The sequence below is a fragment of the Bombilactobacillus bombi genome (assembly GCF_003522965.1).
Lineage (GTDB): Bacteria > Bacillota > Bacilli > Lactobacillales > Lactobacillaceae > Bombilactobacillus > Bombilactobacillus bombi.
The window spans coordinates 1,788,805-1,805,978 of sequence record NZ_CP031513.1; the positions used below are offsets into that span (position 1 = coordinate 1,788,805).

Here is a 17,174-nt window from a genome sequence, read left to right on the forward strand (position 1 = left end):
CTAGGAGCAATAATTATGAAGATTTATCAAAAAAAGTGGTTGTTCACACAATTAATTTTTATATTAGGTACAGTGTTAGGCCTTATATACTTTAGCAGTTTTACTACTGTTCAAGCAGCTAGCACTAATAATCAATCAGCACTTTCAAATGTGTTGCAATTTACACAAGTTCCCCAATTATCTCAATCATCAGGGAATATAACTAATAGCGCTATACCTAGTCCGGGTTCAGAACCTCTTCCACCTGCAAGTGATAAGCTTGAAGACGCAGATAATCCTTATTATGATACCCAAGAACATAATTTAGATATGTACAAAGATGGTTCTGGAGGTTATATAGCAGTGGTTTATACTGCAAAAGGTTTCTTAGAAGCTGTTTTTGATCCTGCTTGTTATAATGATGCACCTCAATCAGATAACTATCATTCTGGTTGGACCATGAATAATACAAATCATGATGGCTGGAAAACTTATGCTAAAGCAGGAAGTCTATATAGTCAGATGAATGTCACACAAACTTATTTGCCGATTTCTAAAATTCATAAAGTTATCTTTGAAAACGATATTGATATGGATTATGTTGATAATACTACTGCTTTAAATTACTATATTAACGTAGTTAAGCCCGGAACAATTGGTAATGGTAATTATGGAGCTGGTGGGGGAGATTATAATTATGTAAGAATTAGACACGATAAATTTGATATTGATGGAAATGGATTTAGATTAAATATGGGCTGGAATAATTTGGCGTTGATCGGACGTAATGGAGGAGCTAGTCCTGCTGATATAGCTTATAAAGAAGATTGGACTTTGGAAAATATATCTGCTGCTTATGGTACAACTTATTTTGGAATAATAAGTTGCAATACTGGTGTATCTACTAATTATGATGATCCGAAAACTCGTGAAAGTGGTTTGAATGGGGGATATACGTGGGTTACTTATAAGAACATTAATTATATAGGTTCGCAATTTTCATGGACGCAAAATGGAACATCAGGTGCAACTATTGATGGCACTGTAACAGCTAATTCGGTTTTTTCTTATCGAGAACCTGGAAATCCCAATTTTCTTTGGCGTACAGAAACTAGCGGAAATCAGCAAATTTTTCAAGAAGATAGAATTATTTTTGGATCTAATTGTGATTTTTGGGGGTCTACGTATAATGGAAATGGATTACAGTTAACAGGATCGGCTGAATTTAAAGATGGTTCTAAAGTGCATATTTTTCCTCATGGACAAGGTGGAGAAGGTAACTTAGATGGTCTTAATTATGGAATTACATTTACAACTAACAATCCAAAACTAAGATTAGAAGGTGATGCACAATTACAAATTGTTTGTGATACTCATAACGGTAATGATACTATAGATTCTAGTGGGAATTATCACCCCGGTCCTTCTAGATCAGAATATAACTATACAGACTATACAAGCGTCACTGCTGGAGCTTTTAGGATGAATAGTGGATTAACTCCTCCTGATTTATCATATAAAGGAATTGCTGGAAAAGCGCCCGCAATAAATATAATAATTGATGGTCGGGTTTATAATGATATGGCACCTGTCCGAATGGATGCTGGAATAGCTAATTTGTCACATGGTGATTTTCATATTTTAGCAAAAAATTTAGGAAATTACACTGGTGCTAATGGCTTAATGCAAGTTGCTGGTAATGGTATGAAAATCCGAGTTAAACAGGGCGGAGATTTTAGTATTATTATTGGTGATAGTAATCGGACTAGTACTTCACCTTTAAGTTTGCTTTATGGGACAGGCATGGATATAGCTATTGATAGTCCTAAGAGTGTTATTTTGGATAAAAAACAAGATCCCCAATGTTCTAACGACTATTTGGTTAATGGTGGTAATTCTACTATTAAAGTCTATAATTCCAGAGTTGCTGCTTCTGGGGTTACACCGGATGCTAAGGGAAAACAGCCTGTATCAATAGGAATGAATGGTGAAGAACCATTAAGAGTTGAAGCACTAGAATTACCTTTTAGTGGGAACTATATCATGCTAGGTAATTATTTGACAGATGATTCTAATATTCAAGCTATGAAGCAAGGAAAATATGGAGCATTAGAGCCCTTAAAGACAATTATGGCTCAAATGCAGACTGGTGCTCCTGGTTCACTGGATCAAACAGCCAAGGAATTTGACTATATTCGTCTACAAGACTTGCCGGCACCAACATTAGATAATCAATTTACTGATTGGTCTTATCTAACACCACCAGCGACATCAACCACTGACAAGCTGCAAAGAATGGTTACTGGCAGTTATAGTGGTGATGAATGGGAAGATGACAAGGAAACTACTCCTGATAAATTCATTCCTGAAAAACCACTAATTGGAGTGCAAGTCAAACGGTTAAAGAAGGGCAAACAAGTTGGTAGTACCAATGATGCTGATTATGACTTTATTGATTTAGGTAATACGTTTAATACTGATCAAGCAGATCGAAAATACAATACTACAAGACCTGTTTCGGGAGTTGGTGATCCACTTATTGGTAGTATCACAGTCCCAGTCACGCCTAATAAAGTGAATACTGATGGCACAATATTTGATTCTAGTCAGAATATTAGTACAAACTTATTGGGTGTAAAAACTGATCCCAAAGATCCCTATAATGTAAATGCGTTAGCACAACAGGCTAGTGGTAAAGATCCTGGCACCATGCATAGTGATGGTGGTGGAACTCCACCAGTGCCGCGTTATATTGACCCTCAAGATATCACATGGGATGATCATAAATTTACATTTGATTTACAAAAAGTGTTAGATGATTATAACGATAGAATTAAGCAATATAACGACACCCAAACTAATCCAGCAAACAAGAAAAGTTACTTGTACCTTAAATCTTCCGATAAGATTGTGACTCATGCGGGTGACTAACTTCCAGCAGTCTTATGATAAGGAAACTAAGATAATCAGTTTAATGCTAGGTTTAGGTAAGATTAAACCGTATTATCTTTTAGGGGAAAAGATTAACTTGCCTCTGAATTATATGGAAGGTGATGGGGATGCAACCCAGATTAATCTTACGGGACATTTGACTTCTAAGGATAGTACTGGTAAATATGTAGACTATCCTGGAGCAGTGGACCAAAAAATAAATCATACTCTTGACAAAAAAGAACTCAATACGCAAGTCGATTTACCATGGCAATTGGATAACATTACACCAAAAGAGGGTTCCTATGATTTCTTTATTTCTGGATCTGATGATGCCAAAGATAGCAATAATCAAGGAAATGTTGCCCAATCTGTTGATAAGACTACTAATAAAGTCAATGAAAAAGGTCTCGACTTTAAGTATCAGGTCATTCCTTTCCCTGCTTATGAAGGTAAGCAATTGATTGGCAAAAGTACTACCCCTTATGATAAAAGTAATAAAGAGCATGCTCCCCAGGGTGTTCAAGATGTCACGACGACCTTTGTTCCAGATGCCAACCAAGAATTAGACGGGAAAATCTATATTTCACAAGCAGATTTAGATGCTGGAAATGGCGATTTAAGTGCTAATGCCTCAACTATCAGTCAAGGAGCTACTATTACTGCTACCTATAAAGACGGTAATAGAACTATAACTTCTGGTCCTAAAACGTTTGAATTCTATGACGCTTTGGATTCTAATAGTCAAAAAGAATATTCTGCAGCTGATTTTTGGAAGGGGAAAACTGTTTTTCCTGCAGGAACGACCTTTACTATTAAATATAAGATTAACTTCCATGGAAGTATTAGTGCAGTAACAAAAGCAGATGAGTTACATTTTAAACCAAATAATAATAATGATTATCACGATGTAACACTGTCTACTAGCAATCGCAATTACTTCAATGTTACAGGCTCTGTGATTTTGAGTACACCAGATGTGCTGGACTTTGGAACTCATAAAAATTATGAAATCTTGAAACAAGATAATAATTTATATCCAGATATTATTAAGAATCCCTATAAAAGAGATCGTAGTCCTTTGAGAATCATTAATACCAGCAATGTTGATCGGAAGGTATCTTTAGATGTTAACTTGAAGTATAACGGGGTTATTAATAGTAATAATCCGTTAGATTATCTGTATTATTATACTAATGGTACTTCGGGACAGCCTCTGATTGCAGGAGATATCTCGATTGTCAATGGTAAAACTCTCAAAAAATATCAACCAAATTCGCAAGCTTATTATGATGATATTTCAAAAACTTGGAATACAAGTATCGGACCAAGAATGAAGATACCAAAGAACACCTATATTAAAGCTGATAAATACAATGCTAAGTTAGAATGGACATTAACAGATAGTATAAATTAAAAGCAGCTAAATTAAATACCCCCCAATATCTAGATTCTAGATATTGGGGGGTATTTATATAACAAAATAGTTATTATTCACTGACAATTAATAAAGATTTAATAGCTTTTCGTTGATCCATAGCTTCATAGGCAGCCTGAATTTGGTCAAGCTTAAACCGTTTTGTGAAGACTTTTCCGGGATGAATTGTACCTTTTAAGACAGCATCTAATAAAACTTTTTGGTCATCAGTAGTTACAGAGGCGATACCACCACGCAGACCAATGTTTTTCCAGAATAGATTATTAGTATTCATTTCTGCCTTTTGCGGGATACCAACGCGACCGACGACTGCACCTGGGCGACCTACTTTGATGGCAGTATCAACTGATTGTTCTGTTCCCACACATTCCAAAATGGCATCAGCACCATTGCCACTGGTTAATTCCAGCACTCGTTGGACAGCTTGTTCTCCACGTTCTGGAACAATATCCGTAGCGCCAAATTCTTGAGCCAATTGTTGACGATCTTCATGCCGACTCATTGCAATAATTCTTTGAGCTCCTAACAACTTAGCCGCAATTACACCACATAAGCCCACGGCACCATCACCAAAGACTACGACTGTATCACCAGCTTTGACTTCTGCACTAGTAGCTGCGTGATAACCAGTTGCCATAACATCTGATAAAGTTAACAAATCATTAAGTTGGTCGTCAGTATAATCACTGGGAGTGCCAGGGATTTTAACCAAAGCCCAGTGTGCATTTTGAAATCTTAAGTATTCTCCTTGATAACCGCCGTTAGTTTCGTCACCTTCATTAAGACAGTTGCCGTCAAATCCAGCCAAACAAGCAGCACAATGACCACATCCATGTGTAAAAGGTACAATTACAAAGTCTCCTGGCTGGACGTTTTTAACTTGCGCTCCAACTTCCTCCACAATACCGATAGCTTCATGACCAACAGGAGTATTATGTGGCCGTTGTGAAATTCCTCGATACCACCATAAATCTGATCCGCAAACGCAGGCCCGCACAATTTTGATGATTGCATCAGTTTCGGATTGAATTTGAGGTTTAGGATATTCTCGAAGTTCCATTTTACCAGGTTCAATAAAAGTTGCAGTTTTCATTTAATATATCTCCTCAAGTTTTTGTGTTTATTATACTGCTTTAAAGGTTAGTTGTTTCCATAATAATAATTAGCCGTTGCGCCGCCATCAATTAAAAAGGTAGAGCCTGTAATAAAGCTACCCTGAGGACTCATTAATAATTGAGCAACATTGGCTACTTCATCAGCAATACCAGGACGACCAGCTGGGGATTGGGCAAACATTTTTTTGTAGAAATCACCGCGAATACCGTTAAATTCATCCAAAGCTAAAGGCGTAACAATAATTCCTGGAGCAATCGCATTAAGACGAGCATTTTGTTGAGACCAATTTAAAGCTTCAGCCATTACTCGCTTTTCATTGCAACGTTTGGCTAATTGATATGCGTGCAAGGTGTCTTTAATATTTTGTTCTTGTAAAAGTGCTAGGTCTAATAATTCTTCAGTTGGCGTAAGCGCTAATTGTTTATCTTCTTCTGGTGTCAAAGCTGGCATACGGTGTCCCGACTGGCTTGTAATAGTAACACCTACACCACCGGGAGCAATCACTTTGCCCACTTCTTCTAGCAAAACTGCAGTACCATAAAGGTCCACTTTTAAAATGGCAGCAATTGATGCTTGACTAGGTGACAAACCGGCACCATTGACCAAAGACATAATGGGACCGGATTGCTGGCCAATAGCAATCATATGCTGAATTGATTCACGTGAGGAAAGATCCATTATAATGGGTTCTACATCAAAGCCAGCTTCTTGCATTACTTGGCCAATTTTTTGTGCATTGTCAAAGTTTTTGTCACCTAAAATAATCTTTTGGTTGGTGCCCATTCTGCGGGCGATAGCCATACTAATTTGGCCTGCACCTACTACTAACATAACAGGTTTATCCATGAATTATAATGCTCCTTTTAATAGACAGGGCGTTTTGCGCCTTGTGTGTTAGGATCAGCAATCCCGATACTTTCATTGACAAAAAGATCAGGATTGTTAATTATTTGTAAAATCACGTCAGCAATACTTTGACGTGAGCCAGAAACTCCATTATAAGATTGATCTTTGGTAGTAATTGTATATTTAACTTCGTTGCGATCATTGAGCCAAGGCAAGCGCAGGGTAGTATATTGAAGTCCAGATTCAGCTAAGAGTTGATCAGAATTTATGGCTGCTGGTAGTCCAGATAGTACTTGTTCATGATTCCAACGGCCAAACTCTCCAGGAACTTCATTATACAATCCTAAAATATTAGTAAAAATAACACGTTGGACTTGGTGTTTTTTCATTGCTGCAATTACATTCTTCGTAATGACATTGTTAGAAGTATGATCAACCACACCGACGAAGACCAAATCTTGACCAGCTACTGCCTGCTCAACTTCTAAAATAGTTGCTTGCTTTTGTAAATTGGCTAAACGATTTTTATTACGTAATCCCAAAGTTAAATCGATATCTTGGAATGCTGGTTCATTTAATAAACGTTGTTCAACAATTTGTGCAATTTGGCCATTGGCTGCTAAAATGAGTAGTTTCATTATTGTCTCCTTTATCGATACTATTAGGCTCGATTAATCCCAAGACTCTCACGACTTCCGAGTTGAGAATCATGGGCTAAACGTAAAATTAAATCAGCAATACTCTTGCGAGAAACATCATGACCACCAAAAGGCTCGCCTTTTTGGGTTATTTGGTAATGTATGTCAGTACCATTGTCGAACCATCCAGGACGAATCACAGTATAATTCAAACTTGAAGCTTCAATAATATCTGCAGCTTGGCGATAATTCTTGAGAAGGGGATTATGCTGCAAATTACCTTCTTCGCCAATTGCAGCAGGAATTTCATTGTAAATTCCCATGGAACTGATAAAAATTAGACGTCGAATATTCATTTGGGTCATTTGCGTTACTAGAGATTGTGCCATTTGGGGTAAGTCACCACTTAAGGCGGCAACAACCACATCTTGTCCTTGTAAAGCTGCTTGTAGTTGCTGAGAATTAGTCACGTCACCAGTTACTAAATGTTCACGTTGCGGATTAATCTGGGTTTGTAATGGTGTTAGATTTCTTGCCATTAAGGTTAACTGATCATCTGAATTCTCTAAAAAATATTGTCGTGTAACTTGTCCAAGTGATCCAGTTGCACCAATAATTAAGACCTTAGTCATTGAGAATCTCCTTTCTATAAGCTACGATAATAGTGTATCCCCTTATACTTACTGTAATGCAAGCAAAATTGAAGCCAAAGATGATTCGATTATGATAGGATTAAGAACTATCATAATAATTTTTCCTTGATAAGGGTTTAGACTAGAATTAAAGGAGAACAAATAAATGACTTATACAATACAAGAAGCAGCTGATAAAATGGGGTTAACTGCCTATACTTTGCGTTATTATGACAATCATGGCATGTTACCTTATGTCAAACGGGATGAAAATAATAACCGGATCTTTGATGAAGTAGATTTAGAGTGGATTCATATTATTATTTGTATGCGTAAAACCGGTATGCCCTTAAAGAAGATTCAGCATTATTTACAATTAGTCGTCCAAGGAGAACAGACAGTTCCCGAACGTTATCAGATTATGTTGGAGCAGCAACAACGAACCCTAGCTGAAATTAATGAACTCAACCAACATTTAATGACAATAAATAAAAAAGTATCCCATTATGCAGATATCTTAATTAATCAAAAGCCTGACACATATGTGCCCTCAAACATTAGTTCTCTAAAATCTACCAATCATCAGCAAACAGCTAATTAAAAAAGGATGCCACCTCTAACGGTCGCATCCTTTTATTGAAATACACTATATAATAGAAGAAACTAGTTAACTACATGATCACAAGGTTGGTCTTGAATTAGCTGAACAGCATCATCCAGACTAATATCAACCATATTTTGCACTGCAATGTTGGTGTAAAAACCAATATGAGGTGTCAAAATCACATTGTCCATTGCCCGCAATTTTTTTAGTTGTTCACTAGGTAGTTCTTTACCACGTAAATCCACATTGAAAAAGTTCTCTTCACCAGTTAAGGTATCTAAGGCTGCACCAGCAATTTGTTGTTGTTCTAAAGCGTTAATTAAGGCAGCAGTATCAATAACTGGTCCACGACATTCATTAATAATATAAGCTGTTGGCTTCATTAAGCTCAAGGCTTTGGCGTCAATTAAATTTTTCGAGGTCTCGTTTAAGTCCACATGTAAACAAATAACATCGGATTCTTGTAAGACTTCTTCTTTGGTCTTAAAAGTTAAGATATCATCTAAGTCATGATTAGGCTTGGTATCGTTGGCGATGACATTTGCTCCTAAAGCATGAAAGATTTGCGCAGTAGTACTGCCAATACGGCCAGCACCAATAATTCCGATTGTCAGGGAATGAAGTTCAGTGGCTTGCAATCCTTGCCAACGAAAATCTTGCTGCTTCATGCGAGCATCAAAGAGTGGCAATTTACGAATTAAACGCATGGTATGTGTGAGTGCTAATTCAGCCACTGAATGGGGAGAATATGCAGGTACATTGCTGACTTTGAGATTATTTTCAGTAGCTAAGGGTAAGTTCACAACATCAAAACCAGCGGTTCGAGTAGTAAGCTGTTTGAAGCCCAGTTCTTGTAATTTGGGATAAACATCATCTTCAATTTGACTGCGCTGTTGTGTAACGACTCCATCAAAACCGGCTAAACGATCAACTGTATCAGAATGTAATTCCCAATCAGTGGTTTGAATTTCAATTTCAGGATGACGTGCTTGCCATTGCTTAATTGCAGGTAATTCATCATCACGAACAGTTAATAAGATAATTCTCATTTAATGACCTCCTTTTTGTTGGCGAATATTTTGGACGTATGCTTGCATTAATTGCATTCCCCGTTGAATCTCTTCCATGCTGGTAGCATAGCTTAATCTTAAATAACCACTGCCACCAGGTCCAAAGTATGATCCTGGGACTGCTGCCACTGGACCGTTTTGGGCTAAATCACGAGCAAAACGTTCATCATCTTGATCTAAATCTTCAGGAATTTGTGCAAAAATATAGAAAGCACCCCCTGGAGTTGCACACTTAAAGCCCATTTGCTCCATTTGTTCTACAATGTAATCACGGCGTTTTTGATATTGGGCGCGCATTGGTAATGCATCATCTATCCCATTTTTGAAAGCTTCTTCAGCTGCATCTTGAGTGACAGTGGCAGCACTTGTAATCGTGAATTGGTGAATTTTACCAAGCTCGTCTGTGATGGCTTGTGGAGCACACATTAAACCAATTCTCCAACCAGTCATAGCATGCGATTTTGACACACCAGTAATTAGAATTACTTGATCTTTGAGGCTCTTGGATAAGCTAGCGTGAGGTCCGTTGTAATTTAATTCGCTATAAATTTCGTCACAAAGAACGAAAATTGGTTGATCTCTTAAAACATCACCTAAAGCATCTAATTCACTTTGGGAATAAGTAACACCTGTAGGATTACTTGGATAATTTAAGATGACTAAGCGTACACCTTCGCCAGCTTTCTCGATGGTGTCTTGCAGCATTTGGGGAGTCAACTTAAAGCCGTTGCTGGAAGTATCAACTAAAATAGGTTCACCGCCTGCCAAGACAGTATCTGCAATGTATAACGGGAATGTTGGTGTCGGAATAATAACTTTATCACCAGGGTTTAAAACAGACATGACAGCAGTATAAATTCCTTCAGTTGCTCCTTCAGTCACAATGACTTCATCAGCAGTATAATGCTGGTCATATTTTTGAGCTAAGAAGTTAGCCGCTGCTTGGCGTAAACCGGCAGTCCCATTGCTAGGAGCATAGTGAGAATGGTTGGCTTGAATACTAGCGATGGCAGCTTCTTTGATATGTTCGGGAGTATTGAAGTCGGGTTCGCCTAAGGTGAAGTTAACGATGTTTGGAATTTGATTAGCGAATGTCGAAAAAGCTAAAATAGCTGACGGCTTCACTTGACTAAGTTGACGATTGAGATATTGATTCATTTGCATGATATTCATCCTTTCCTAAATAAAAAGACCCAACAGATTAATTGTGAAAATCTGTTGGGTCTTGGCCAAATTAGTTTATTAGGTGACCCATCAGATTTTCTAAAACCTGCTAGGTCGAATTCGCTCAAGTAAATAAGCTTTCGTTCCTACAGGTGTCAAACACTTGTTAGCGTGTTTGCACCCATAGATTCAGAGTACAAACACTATCTAAAGAAACGAAAGTAATAATAGGCATTCAATTGTCGAATTTGAAGTTTTAACATTATCTGGGCTCCTGACTTATTGAATAGTTATAATCTAATCCAACTACAGGGTAAATGTCAATACTTTTTTAATTTTAATTTAATTTTGTTAATAAAAACTTTTTAATTTTTTTAAAAAAAGTATGGTAAACTGCATTATAGCAAGGAGTTCTAGTCAAACAATTAAAAATTGCCTTTATTAGTAGATTTAATTTATTTGTAATGATGCCTTGTTGACAAGATTTAAATTTTAACTTATTCTACAAATTACAAATTAAACAAAGGAATGATGCTTGTGTCAATCTGGCAGAAAATTACACAAAAAGCCGATGTTCAACAATATTTGCAAGAAGACGTGCAATTCGAAAAAACACTGCGCGCGAAAGATTTGATGGCTCTGGGGATTGGGGCAGTAATTGGAACGGGAATCTTTATCTTGCCCGGCACAGTAGCTGCGACTGTCAGTGGTCCGGGAGTTATCTTAAGCTTTTTAATCGCAGCAATTGTGTGCGCGACTGCTGCAATGTGTTATGCAGAATTTGCGTCTGCTTTACCCGTGGCGGGGAGTGCGTATTCTTATGGAAATATTATCTTCGGTCAATTGATTGGTTGGATTATTGGCTGGGCGCTTATCTTAGAGTATATGCTGGCAGTAGCGACAGTATCAGTGGGATTTTCTGCTTATTTTAGTGCCTTTTTGAAGGGATTTGGGATTAGTTTACCGCAAGCAATTTCTGGTCCACTGAATTTACATCAACATACGTATATTAATTTAGTAGCAGTTGTAGTGGTTTTGTTAATTTCAGCCATGTTATCACGTGGAATGCAAACCTCTATGAAAATTAATGACTGGATGGTAGTTATTAAGATTGTAATTATTGCAATTTTTATTGCAGTGGGGATTTTTTATGTTAAACCCAAGAACTGGTCGCCATTTATGCCTTTCGGCACTTCTGGAGTATTAACGGGAGCTTCGACAGTGTTCTTCGCTTATCTTGGCTTTGATGCTGTTTCTTCTTCAGCGCCGGAAGTGAAAAATCCGCAACGCAATCTGCCAATTGGAATTATTGGGACATTGATTATTGCGACGATTCTTTACATGGCTGTAGCTACAGTGTTAACAGGGATGGTACCTTATACCAAGTTAAATGTAGCCGATCCTGTCGCTTTTGCCTTGCAGTTTTTCCACTTAAATACAGTTGCGGGTATTATTTCCTTAGGGGCTATGGCCGGGATGTTCACGATGATGGTTACCATGATTTATAGTAGTTCGCGCTTGGTCTATGCAATTGGGCGTGACGGCTTATTACCTAAGTTTTTAGGTAGCATCAATCAAAAGCACCTACCTAATAATAGTTTGGTAATTGTAACAATCATTATTGCTATTATGGGAGGATTTATTAATCTTAACCAATTAGCGGAATTAGTTAATATTGGGACTTTAATCGCATTTGCGTTTGTTTCTATTGGAGTTGTACCATTGCGTAAACGCCAGGATATTAAGAATGATGGTTTCAAAGTACCATTTTATCCAGTTTTGCCAATTATTTCGTTGATTTTGTGTCTGTATTTGATGACCAAATTAAAATTGGTAACTTGGATTGCATCAGCTATTTGGTTCACTATCGGGATTATTATTTATTTGACTTATAGTATTCATCATAGCAACTTAAATCAAAAGAAAAAAAGTGAATGAAAATAATTTTACAATCTTTGCAGAAAAATTAATATTGGGATAGCGTGAAATAGGGAATTTTAAGAACTGAATGGAATGAAATTCATTTTAAATAAATTATGAATTATCCTCCAATTAAAGGACATAAGGGTCTAATAATTGGAGGATTTTTAGTGTTTATACAATTAAAAATTAGTGTTTATTTATTAAAACTTTTTAAGTATAATGTCTTCAAAAGGAGGTTGAGCCAATGTTAGTAAAACCTAAACCATTACATATAGGAGATCAAGTGGCTGTTGTCAGTTTGTCGCAGGGAACTTTAGGAGAAGCATTTGCTGCTCATCAACGGCAATTAGGAATCCAACGATTACAAGAATTAGGCCTCAAGCCAGTGTTTATGCCCAATGCACTCAAAGGAATTGCTTATCTCAAAGAACACCCAAAAGCGCGCGCACAAGACTTAAAGCAAGCTTTTTCAGATCAACATATCAAAGGGATTTTTGCCGCAATAGGCGGTGAAGATACTTTTAAATTGTTGCCATACTTAATGGAAGATGAAGAATTTAAGCAAAATGTTCGTCAACATCCGAAGTTATTTAGTGGATTTTCAGATACGACCGTTGATCATTTAATGTTTTATCGTCTAGGAATGCAAAGTTTTTATGGACCAAACTTTTTAAATGATTTGGCAGAGTTAGACACTCAAATGTTGCCTTATACCCGCAAAACGGTTGAACATTATTTTACTAATCCTCAACAAACTGAAATAGAAGCTAGTCCAATTTGGTATGAAGAACGGACGGATTTTTCTGATGCTCAAGTCGGTACACCTAGACCGCAACATGCTGATAAGGATGGTTATCTCACTTTACGCGGAACTGGTCAGATTCAAGGTCAATTGTTGGGTGGCTGTTTGGAAAGTTTAACCGATTTAATAATTGGTTCGCGCTATTCTGAAGAAATAGCAATCAATACCCAATATCAAATCTTTCCATCAGCTGCTCAATGGCAAGATAAAATCCTGTTTATTGAAACTAGTGAAGGACAACCAACGCCTGCTAAATATCGCCAATTATTACAAGTATTAGATGAAAAAGGTGTATTATCAGCTGTCAAAGCTATTATTGTCGGTAAGCCGCAAAATAAAAAATACTATGACGAATATCAACAAGTGTTACTAGAGATGACAGCAGCTTATCAGACCCCAATTTTGTATAATTGCAATTTTGGTCATGCTTATCCGCGGACGGCGTTGCCCTATGGAGCTCAAACTCAAATTGATTTTGATCAAAAAACATTAACAATTGTGGAACCTTGGTTTGATTAATATAATATGTAAAAAAACAATGGCTTTGGCCATTGTTTTTTTATGGAAATAAGTAATTATTTATCGGATTTGCTGCCTCGAAGAAAACGACGAATAATTTCTAAGTCTTCATTTGAAACAGGTTGGCCTTTATAAGTAAGCGATAGATTATCATCATTTAAATCAACTTGCTCTATAGTATGTTTATCAGAATTTTTAGTTGCAGTTAAATTATCCATTGATACATTTAAAATATCGGCAATATTCTTAAGAGTTATTGAATTTGGTGTTGTATATCCACGTTCATAATTAGAAATAACTTGAGGTGATTGATGTATAAGTTGTCCCAATTCTTTTTGGGTGAGATTTTTTTGATTTCGATATTCTCTAATTCTTTCACCAATAGTCGCCATCAACTCATCTCCTTATTCTTGCACCTGATAATATATCAGCAATAACGTAATTTGTTATTAAAATAACGGATTTATTGAAAAAGCACTTTACATTAACGTATTTCGTTAGTAGAATGTAGTTAACTTATAGACAAAGGTGGTGAATAAAATGTGTGTCCAAAAAAATATTAAACGTATCAGACTTGCCAGAGGAATAAAGCAAAAAGCTATATCCAATTATTTGAATATTTCTGAAATGAAATATTCAAGAATAGAAAATTCTAATAAGAAAATAGATTCAAAGACTTTAGAAAAAATTGCTCAATTTTTGAATGTTAATGCAAATATTTTTTTTGACGATAAAATAACGGAATCCGTTATAAAAAGATATTTACATACGCCATGTGATTTAATGGATAAGATTGCAGAATAAATAAATTACTCAAAATTATGGTTGTAAATATTAATAATTAATTACAATTTTGCATATTTAATAGTTTACATTTTACTGAAAAGATTGTAATAGCAAGTTTATGATATATCGATATATATATAAATTGTTAGAAAGGATAGTTAATTTGAAAAAGTATCTTATTGCAAGTCATGGCAAATTTGCGAGCGGGTTAAAAAGCTCAGTTCAGATTTTAACTGGAAAAACTCAAAATATAACTACTATTGATGCATATTTAACTGATCAGGAAGTTGATGTAGGACAAAAAGTTGATGACTTTTTGAAGACAATTAAAGCCGAAGATTGGGGAATTATCTTTACCGATTTAGTTGGTGGCAGCGTTAATAGAGAAGTTTTGTTAAGAACGAATCAGCAATCTAATATTTTTGTCATTACTTCAGTGAATTTACCAACAGTCTTATCAATTATGCTGGACATTGCCCAGCCGACTAAGGAACATTTGCAAAATTTAATTAATGAGGCTCCGGTTCAACTAAGTGAACTAGATAAACAAAACATTAATGAATTAAGTGAAGACGAATTTTTATTATAAGAAAGAGATGCGAATAATGATTAAGATGTTACGGATAGATGAGCGTTTAATACACGGGCAAGTTGCTGTTGTCTGGTCCAAAGTTTTGCATATTACGCATATTCTCGTTGCTAATGATGATGTGATGAACAATGATACTCAACAAATGTCAATGAAAATGGCGGTGCCTGATAACATTAAGTTTTTGTGTAGAAATGTAAGCGATTCGATAAGCCTTTTGAAAAAACCGCAAGCTCAACAACTGGCAATGTTTGTGGTGGTACAAAACTTTAAAGACGCTAAAAAAATTGGTCAAGAGTTACAAAAGCAAATTGAAGTTATTAATGTTGGTAATTATGGCTTGTTACCTATTAATCAACATGGTACCCAACAAAGAAAAATCGATTCTGCAGTTCAAGTAGATGAAGCGGATTTATCAGAGATTAAAGCGATTGCTCAACTAGCACCAAATTTTGTATCACAATTAACTCCTGACGCCAAAACTAAAAATTTGAAAAAAATTTATGGAGGTGAATAATCGATGTTTTTAAAAGCTTTAGAAATTGCAATTCTCTATTATGTCATCGTCTGGCTAAGTAACATGGCTGGAGTATTTCACTTTAATCGACCGATTATAGTTGGACCATTAGTCGGCTTAATTTTAGGTGATTTACACACTGGAATTATTCTTGGAGCTACTTTTGAATCGGTGTTCTTAGGAGTGATTGCTGTGGGCGGCGCTGTACCTGCAGATGCCACAATTGGTTCGTTAATGGGAACTGCGATTGCCATTTTGACACATATTTCCGGAGCTAAAGCTCTCGCTGTTGCGGTTCCAGTATCTGCAGTCGGGGTTATTTTAATGCAGATTACTTATGCTTATATGCCTTTATTGCTGCCTAAAATGGATCAACTAGCAAAAAAAGGCGACGAAAAAGGTGTCGTCAAATATAACTTTATTATGTCAGCATTATTTCCTTTGTTGAATACGGTTATTATTTTCTTCTCTATTTTCTTAGGTGTTAATGCGGTTGGCAATTTACTCAAAATTATCCCTAAGTTTGTTCAAGATGGATTCACAGCTGCTGGAGCTATGTTGCCCGCTGTTGGATTTGCCATGTTATTAAATATGTTATTCAAGGGTAAATTAGTCAGTTACTTTTTCTTGGGGTTCGCGTTAGTTGTTTATCTCAAACTTCCTAATTTGGCTGTGGCAATTATTGCGATTGTTTTGGCAATTACAATTTACAATACTACTGCCAAAAATTCGAATCCAGTAGCTGAAAATGGTAACAATCAAGGCAAGAAGAAGACTGAAGAGGAGGAATTTTTGTCATGAGTAAAGATGATGGTAAGCAACAAGATCAAAAAGTTATTAGTAAAATGTTTAAACGCTCGTGGTTTCTTTTCAGCTCTTTTAATATGGTAAAGATGCAAGGTTATGGCTATGAATATGCAATGTTGCCTGCAATTGATGAATTTTACAAAGATGATCCGGAAGGCAAAAGAGCTGCTATTGAGCGTCATTCTAGTTTCTTTAACTGTACCTATGAAACTGCTCCCTTCATTATGGGGTTGAACGCAGCTATGGAAAAAGAAAATTCTCAAAATCCCGATTTTGATCCGGATTCTATTAACGCGATTAAAGCTGCTTTAATGGGACCACTATCAGGTATTGGAGATTCGATATTTTGGGGAACACTGCGTTTGATTGCTGCTGGAATTGGGATTCCTTTAGCAATGAAAGGCAATATATTGGGGCCGATTTTGTTTTTAATAATTTATCATATACCATCTATTTTTACTCGGTATAAATTATTACAAATTGGTTATACTTCCGGTGAAAAATTTATTAGCAGTGCCTTTAATTCGGGATTATTTGAATTAATAACTAATTGTGCAACTATTGTAGGTTTAATTATGGTGGGAGCCATGACTGCTAGTTCTGTCACAATTAAGACGGCTCTAAAATGGAATATGGCGGGTACAACTTTGAAATTGCAAAGTATTTTAAATAGTATTATGCCCGGTTTATTGCCGCTGTTATTAACTTTGGCCATTTTAGTGTTATTACGAAAGAAAGTTAAGGTTATTTACTTATTATTTGGAGTAATAATTCTAGGAATTATTGGAGCTTTCTTGGGAATTTTTTAAAAAG

General features: G+C 36.2%; 17 protein-coding genes. 10 read left to right on the forward strand and 7 right to left on the reverse strand.

What is annotated here, in order from left to right; all coding sequences use genetic code 11:
• Nucleotides 1-15: 15 nt before the first annotated feature.
• Together DS830_RS08570 and DS830_RS08575 are read left to right on the forward strand one after the other, a co-directional pair.
• Nucleotides 16-2,910, forward strand: a complete 2,895-nt coding sequence (locus DS830_RS08570; RefSeq protein ID WP_118909022.1) for a hypothetical protein — start codon at nucleotides 16-18, stop codon at nucleotides 2,908-2,910.
• A 43-nt stretch (nucleotides 2,911-2,953) separates the two neighbouring features.
• Entirely contained in the window at nucleotides 2,954-4,327 is a 1,374-nt protein-coding gene (locus tag DS830_RS08575) for a hypothetical protein (RefSeq protein ID WP_205526785.1), read from the forward strand.
• Nucleotides 4,328-4,400: 73 nt separating this feature from the next.
• On the opposite strand, the gene DS830_RS08580 is transcribed toward DS830_RS08575, so the two are convergent.
• The 4 genes from DS830_RS08580 to DS830_RS08595 are packed head-to-tail and all read right to left on the reverse strand — an operon-like array spanning nucleotide 4,401 to nucleotide 7,580.
• Complete coding sequence (locus DS830_RS08580; RefSeq protein WP_118899758.1) at nucleotides 4,401-5,441, reverse strand: zinc-dependent alcohol dehydrogenase family protein; 1,041 nt, start codon at nucleotides 5,439-5,441, stop codon at nucleotides 4,401-4,403.
• A gap of 47 nt (nucleotides 5,442-5,488) precedes the next feature.
• Complete coding sequence (locus DS830_RS08585; protein WP_118909024.1) at nucleotides 5,489-6,310, reverse strand: SDR family oxidoreductase; 822 nt, start codon at nucleotides 6,308-6,310, stop codon at nucleotides 5,489-5,491.
• Between the two features lie 17 nt (nucleotides 6,311-6,327).
• Nucleotides 6,328-6,948 (reverse strand): NAD(P)H-binding protein, encoded by a 621-nt coding sequence (locus DS830_RS08590; RefSeq protein WP_118909025.1) that lies wholly within the window; start codon nucleotides 6,946-6,948, stop codon nucleotides 6,328-6,330.
• Between the two features lie 23 nt (nucleotides 6,949-6,971).
• The gene (locus tag DS830_RS08595; protein WP_118909026.1) at nucleotides 6,972-7,580 is read right to left on the reverse strand and encodes an NAD(P)H-binding protein; all 609 of its coding nucleotides are present in this window, start codon (nucleotides 7,578-7,580) and stop codon (nucleotides 6,972-6,974) included.
• A gap of 166 nt (nucleotides 7,581-7,746) precedes the next feature.
• Between DS830_RS08595 and DS830_RS08600 the strand changes: the two genes are divergently transcribed.
• Entirely contained in the window at nucleotides 7,747-8,181 is a 435-nt protein-coding gene (locus DS830_RS08600; RefSeq protein ID WP_118899750.1) for a MerR family transcriptional regulator, read from the forward strand.
• Nucleotides 8,182-8,243: 62 nt separating this feature from the next.
• Here DS830_RS08600 and DS830_RS08605 read toward each other — a convergent pair whose 3' ends face one another.
• Together DS830_RS08605 and DS830_RS08610 are read right to left on the reverse strand one after the other, a co-directional pair.
• Complete coding sequence (locus tag DS830_RS08605; protein WP_118909027.1) at nucleotides 8,244-9,233, reverse strand: D-2-hydroxyacid dehydrogenase; 990 nt, start codon at nucleotides 9,231-9,233, stop codon at nucleotides 8,244-8,246.
• A complete protein-coding gene (locus DS830_RS08610) occupies nucleotides 9,234-10,421 on the reverse strand; it encodes an aminotransferase class I/II-fold pyridoxal phosphate-dependent enzyme (RefSeq protein ID WP_118909119.1) in 1,188 nt (395 codons plus the stop codon). It lies immediately after the preceding gene.
• A 534-nt stretch (nucleotides 10,422-10,955) separates the two neighbouring features.
• Here DS830_RS08610 and DS830_RS08615 point away from each other — a divergent pair.
• Together DS830_RS08615 and DS830_RS08620 are read left to right on the forward strand one after the other, a co-directional pair.
• A complete protein-coding gene (locus DS830_RS08615) occupies nucleotides 10,956-12,356 on the forward strand; it encodes an amino acid permease (protein WP_118909028.1) in 1,401 nt (466 codons plus the stop codon).
• A 229-nt stretch (nucleotides 12,357-12,585) separates the two neighbouring features.
• On the forward strand, nucleotides 12,586-13,662 hold the full coding sequence (locus tag DS830_RS08620; protein ID WP_118909029.1) for a S66 family peptidase: 1,077 nt from the start codon (nucleotides 12,586-12,588) through the stop codon (nucleotides 13,660-13,662).
• Nucleotides 13,663-13,718: 56 nt separating this feature from the next.
• Here the strand turns inward: DS830_RS08620 and DS830_RS08625 are convergent, their stop codons facing one another.
• Nucleotides 13,719-14,054, reverse strand: a complete 336-nt coding sequence (locus DS830_RS08625) for a helix-turn-helix domain-containing protein (protein ID WP_118899742.1) — start codon at nucleotides 14,052-14,054, stop codon at nucleotides 13,719-13,721.
• 148 nt (nucleotides 14,055-14,202) lie between these two features.
• Between DS830_RS08625 and DS830_RS08630 the strand changes: the two genes are divergently transcribed.
• From DS830_RS08630 to DS830_RS08650, 5 genes are all read left to right on the forward strand, one after another.
• On the forward strand, nucleotides 14,203-14,466 hold the full coding sequence (locus tag DS830_RS08630) for a helix-turn-helix domain-containing protein (RefSeq protein ID WP_118909030.1): 264 nt from the start codon (nucleotides 14,203-14,205) through the stop codon (nucleotides 14,464-14,466).
• Nucleotides 14,467-14,611: 145 nt separating this feature from the next.
• A complete protein-coding gene (locus tag DS830_RS08635; RefSeq protein ID WP_118909031.1) occupies nucleotides 14,612-15,037 on the forward strand; it encodes a PTS sugar transporter subunit IIA in 426 nt (141 codons plus the stop codon).
• A gap of 16 nt (nucleotides 15,038-15,053) precedes the next feature.
• The gene (locus DS830_RS08640; RefSeq protein ID WP_118909032.1) at nucleotides 15,054-15,554 is read left to right on the forward strand and encodes a PTS sugar transporter subunit IIB; all 501 of its coding nucleotides are present in this window, start codon (nucleotides 15,054-15,056) and stop codon (nucleotides 15,552-15,554) included.
• 3 nt (nucleotides 15,555-15,557) lie between these two features.
• A complete protein-coding gene (locus DS830_RS08645) occupies nucleotides 15,558-16,355 on the forward strand; it encodes a PTS mannose/fructose/sorbose/N-acetylgalactosamine transporter subunit IIC (RefSeq protein ID WP_118909033.1) in 798 nt (265 codons plus the stop codon).
• Nucleotides 16,352-17,170: a PTS system mannose/fructose/sorbose family transporter subunit IID gene (locus DS830_RS08650; protein WP_118909034.1), complete on the forward strand. Its 819-nt coding sequence runs from the start codon at nucleotides 16,352-16,354 to the stop codon at nucleotides 17,168-17,170. The genes DS830_RS08645 and DS830_RS08650 overlap by 4 nt, the downstream gene beginning before the upstream one ends.
• Nucleotides 17,171-17,174 lie beyond the last annotated feature (4 nt).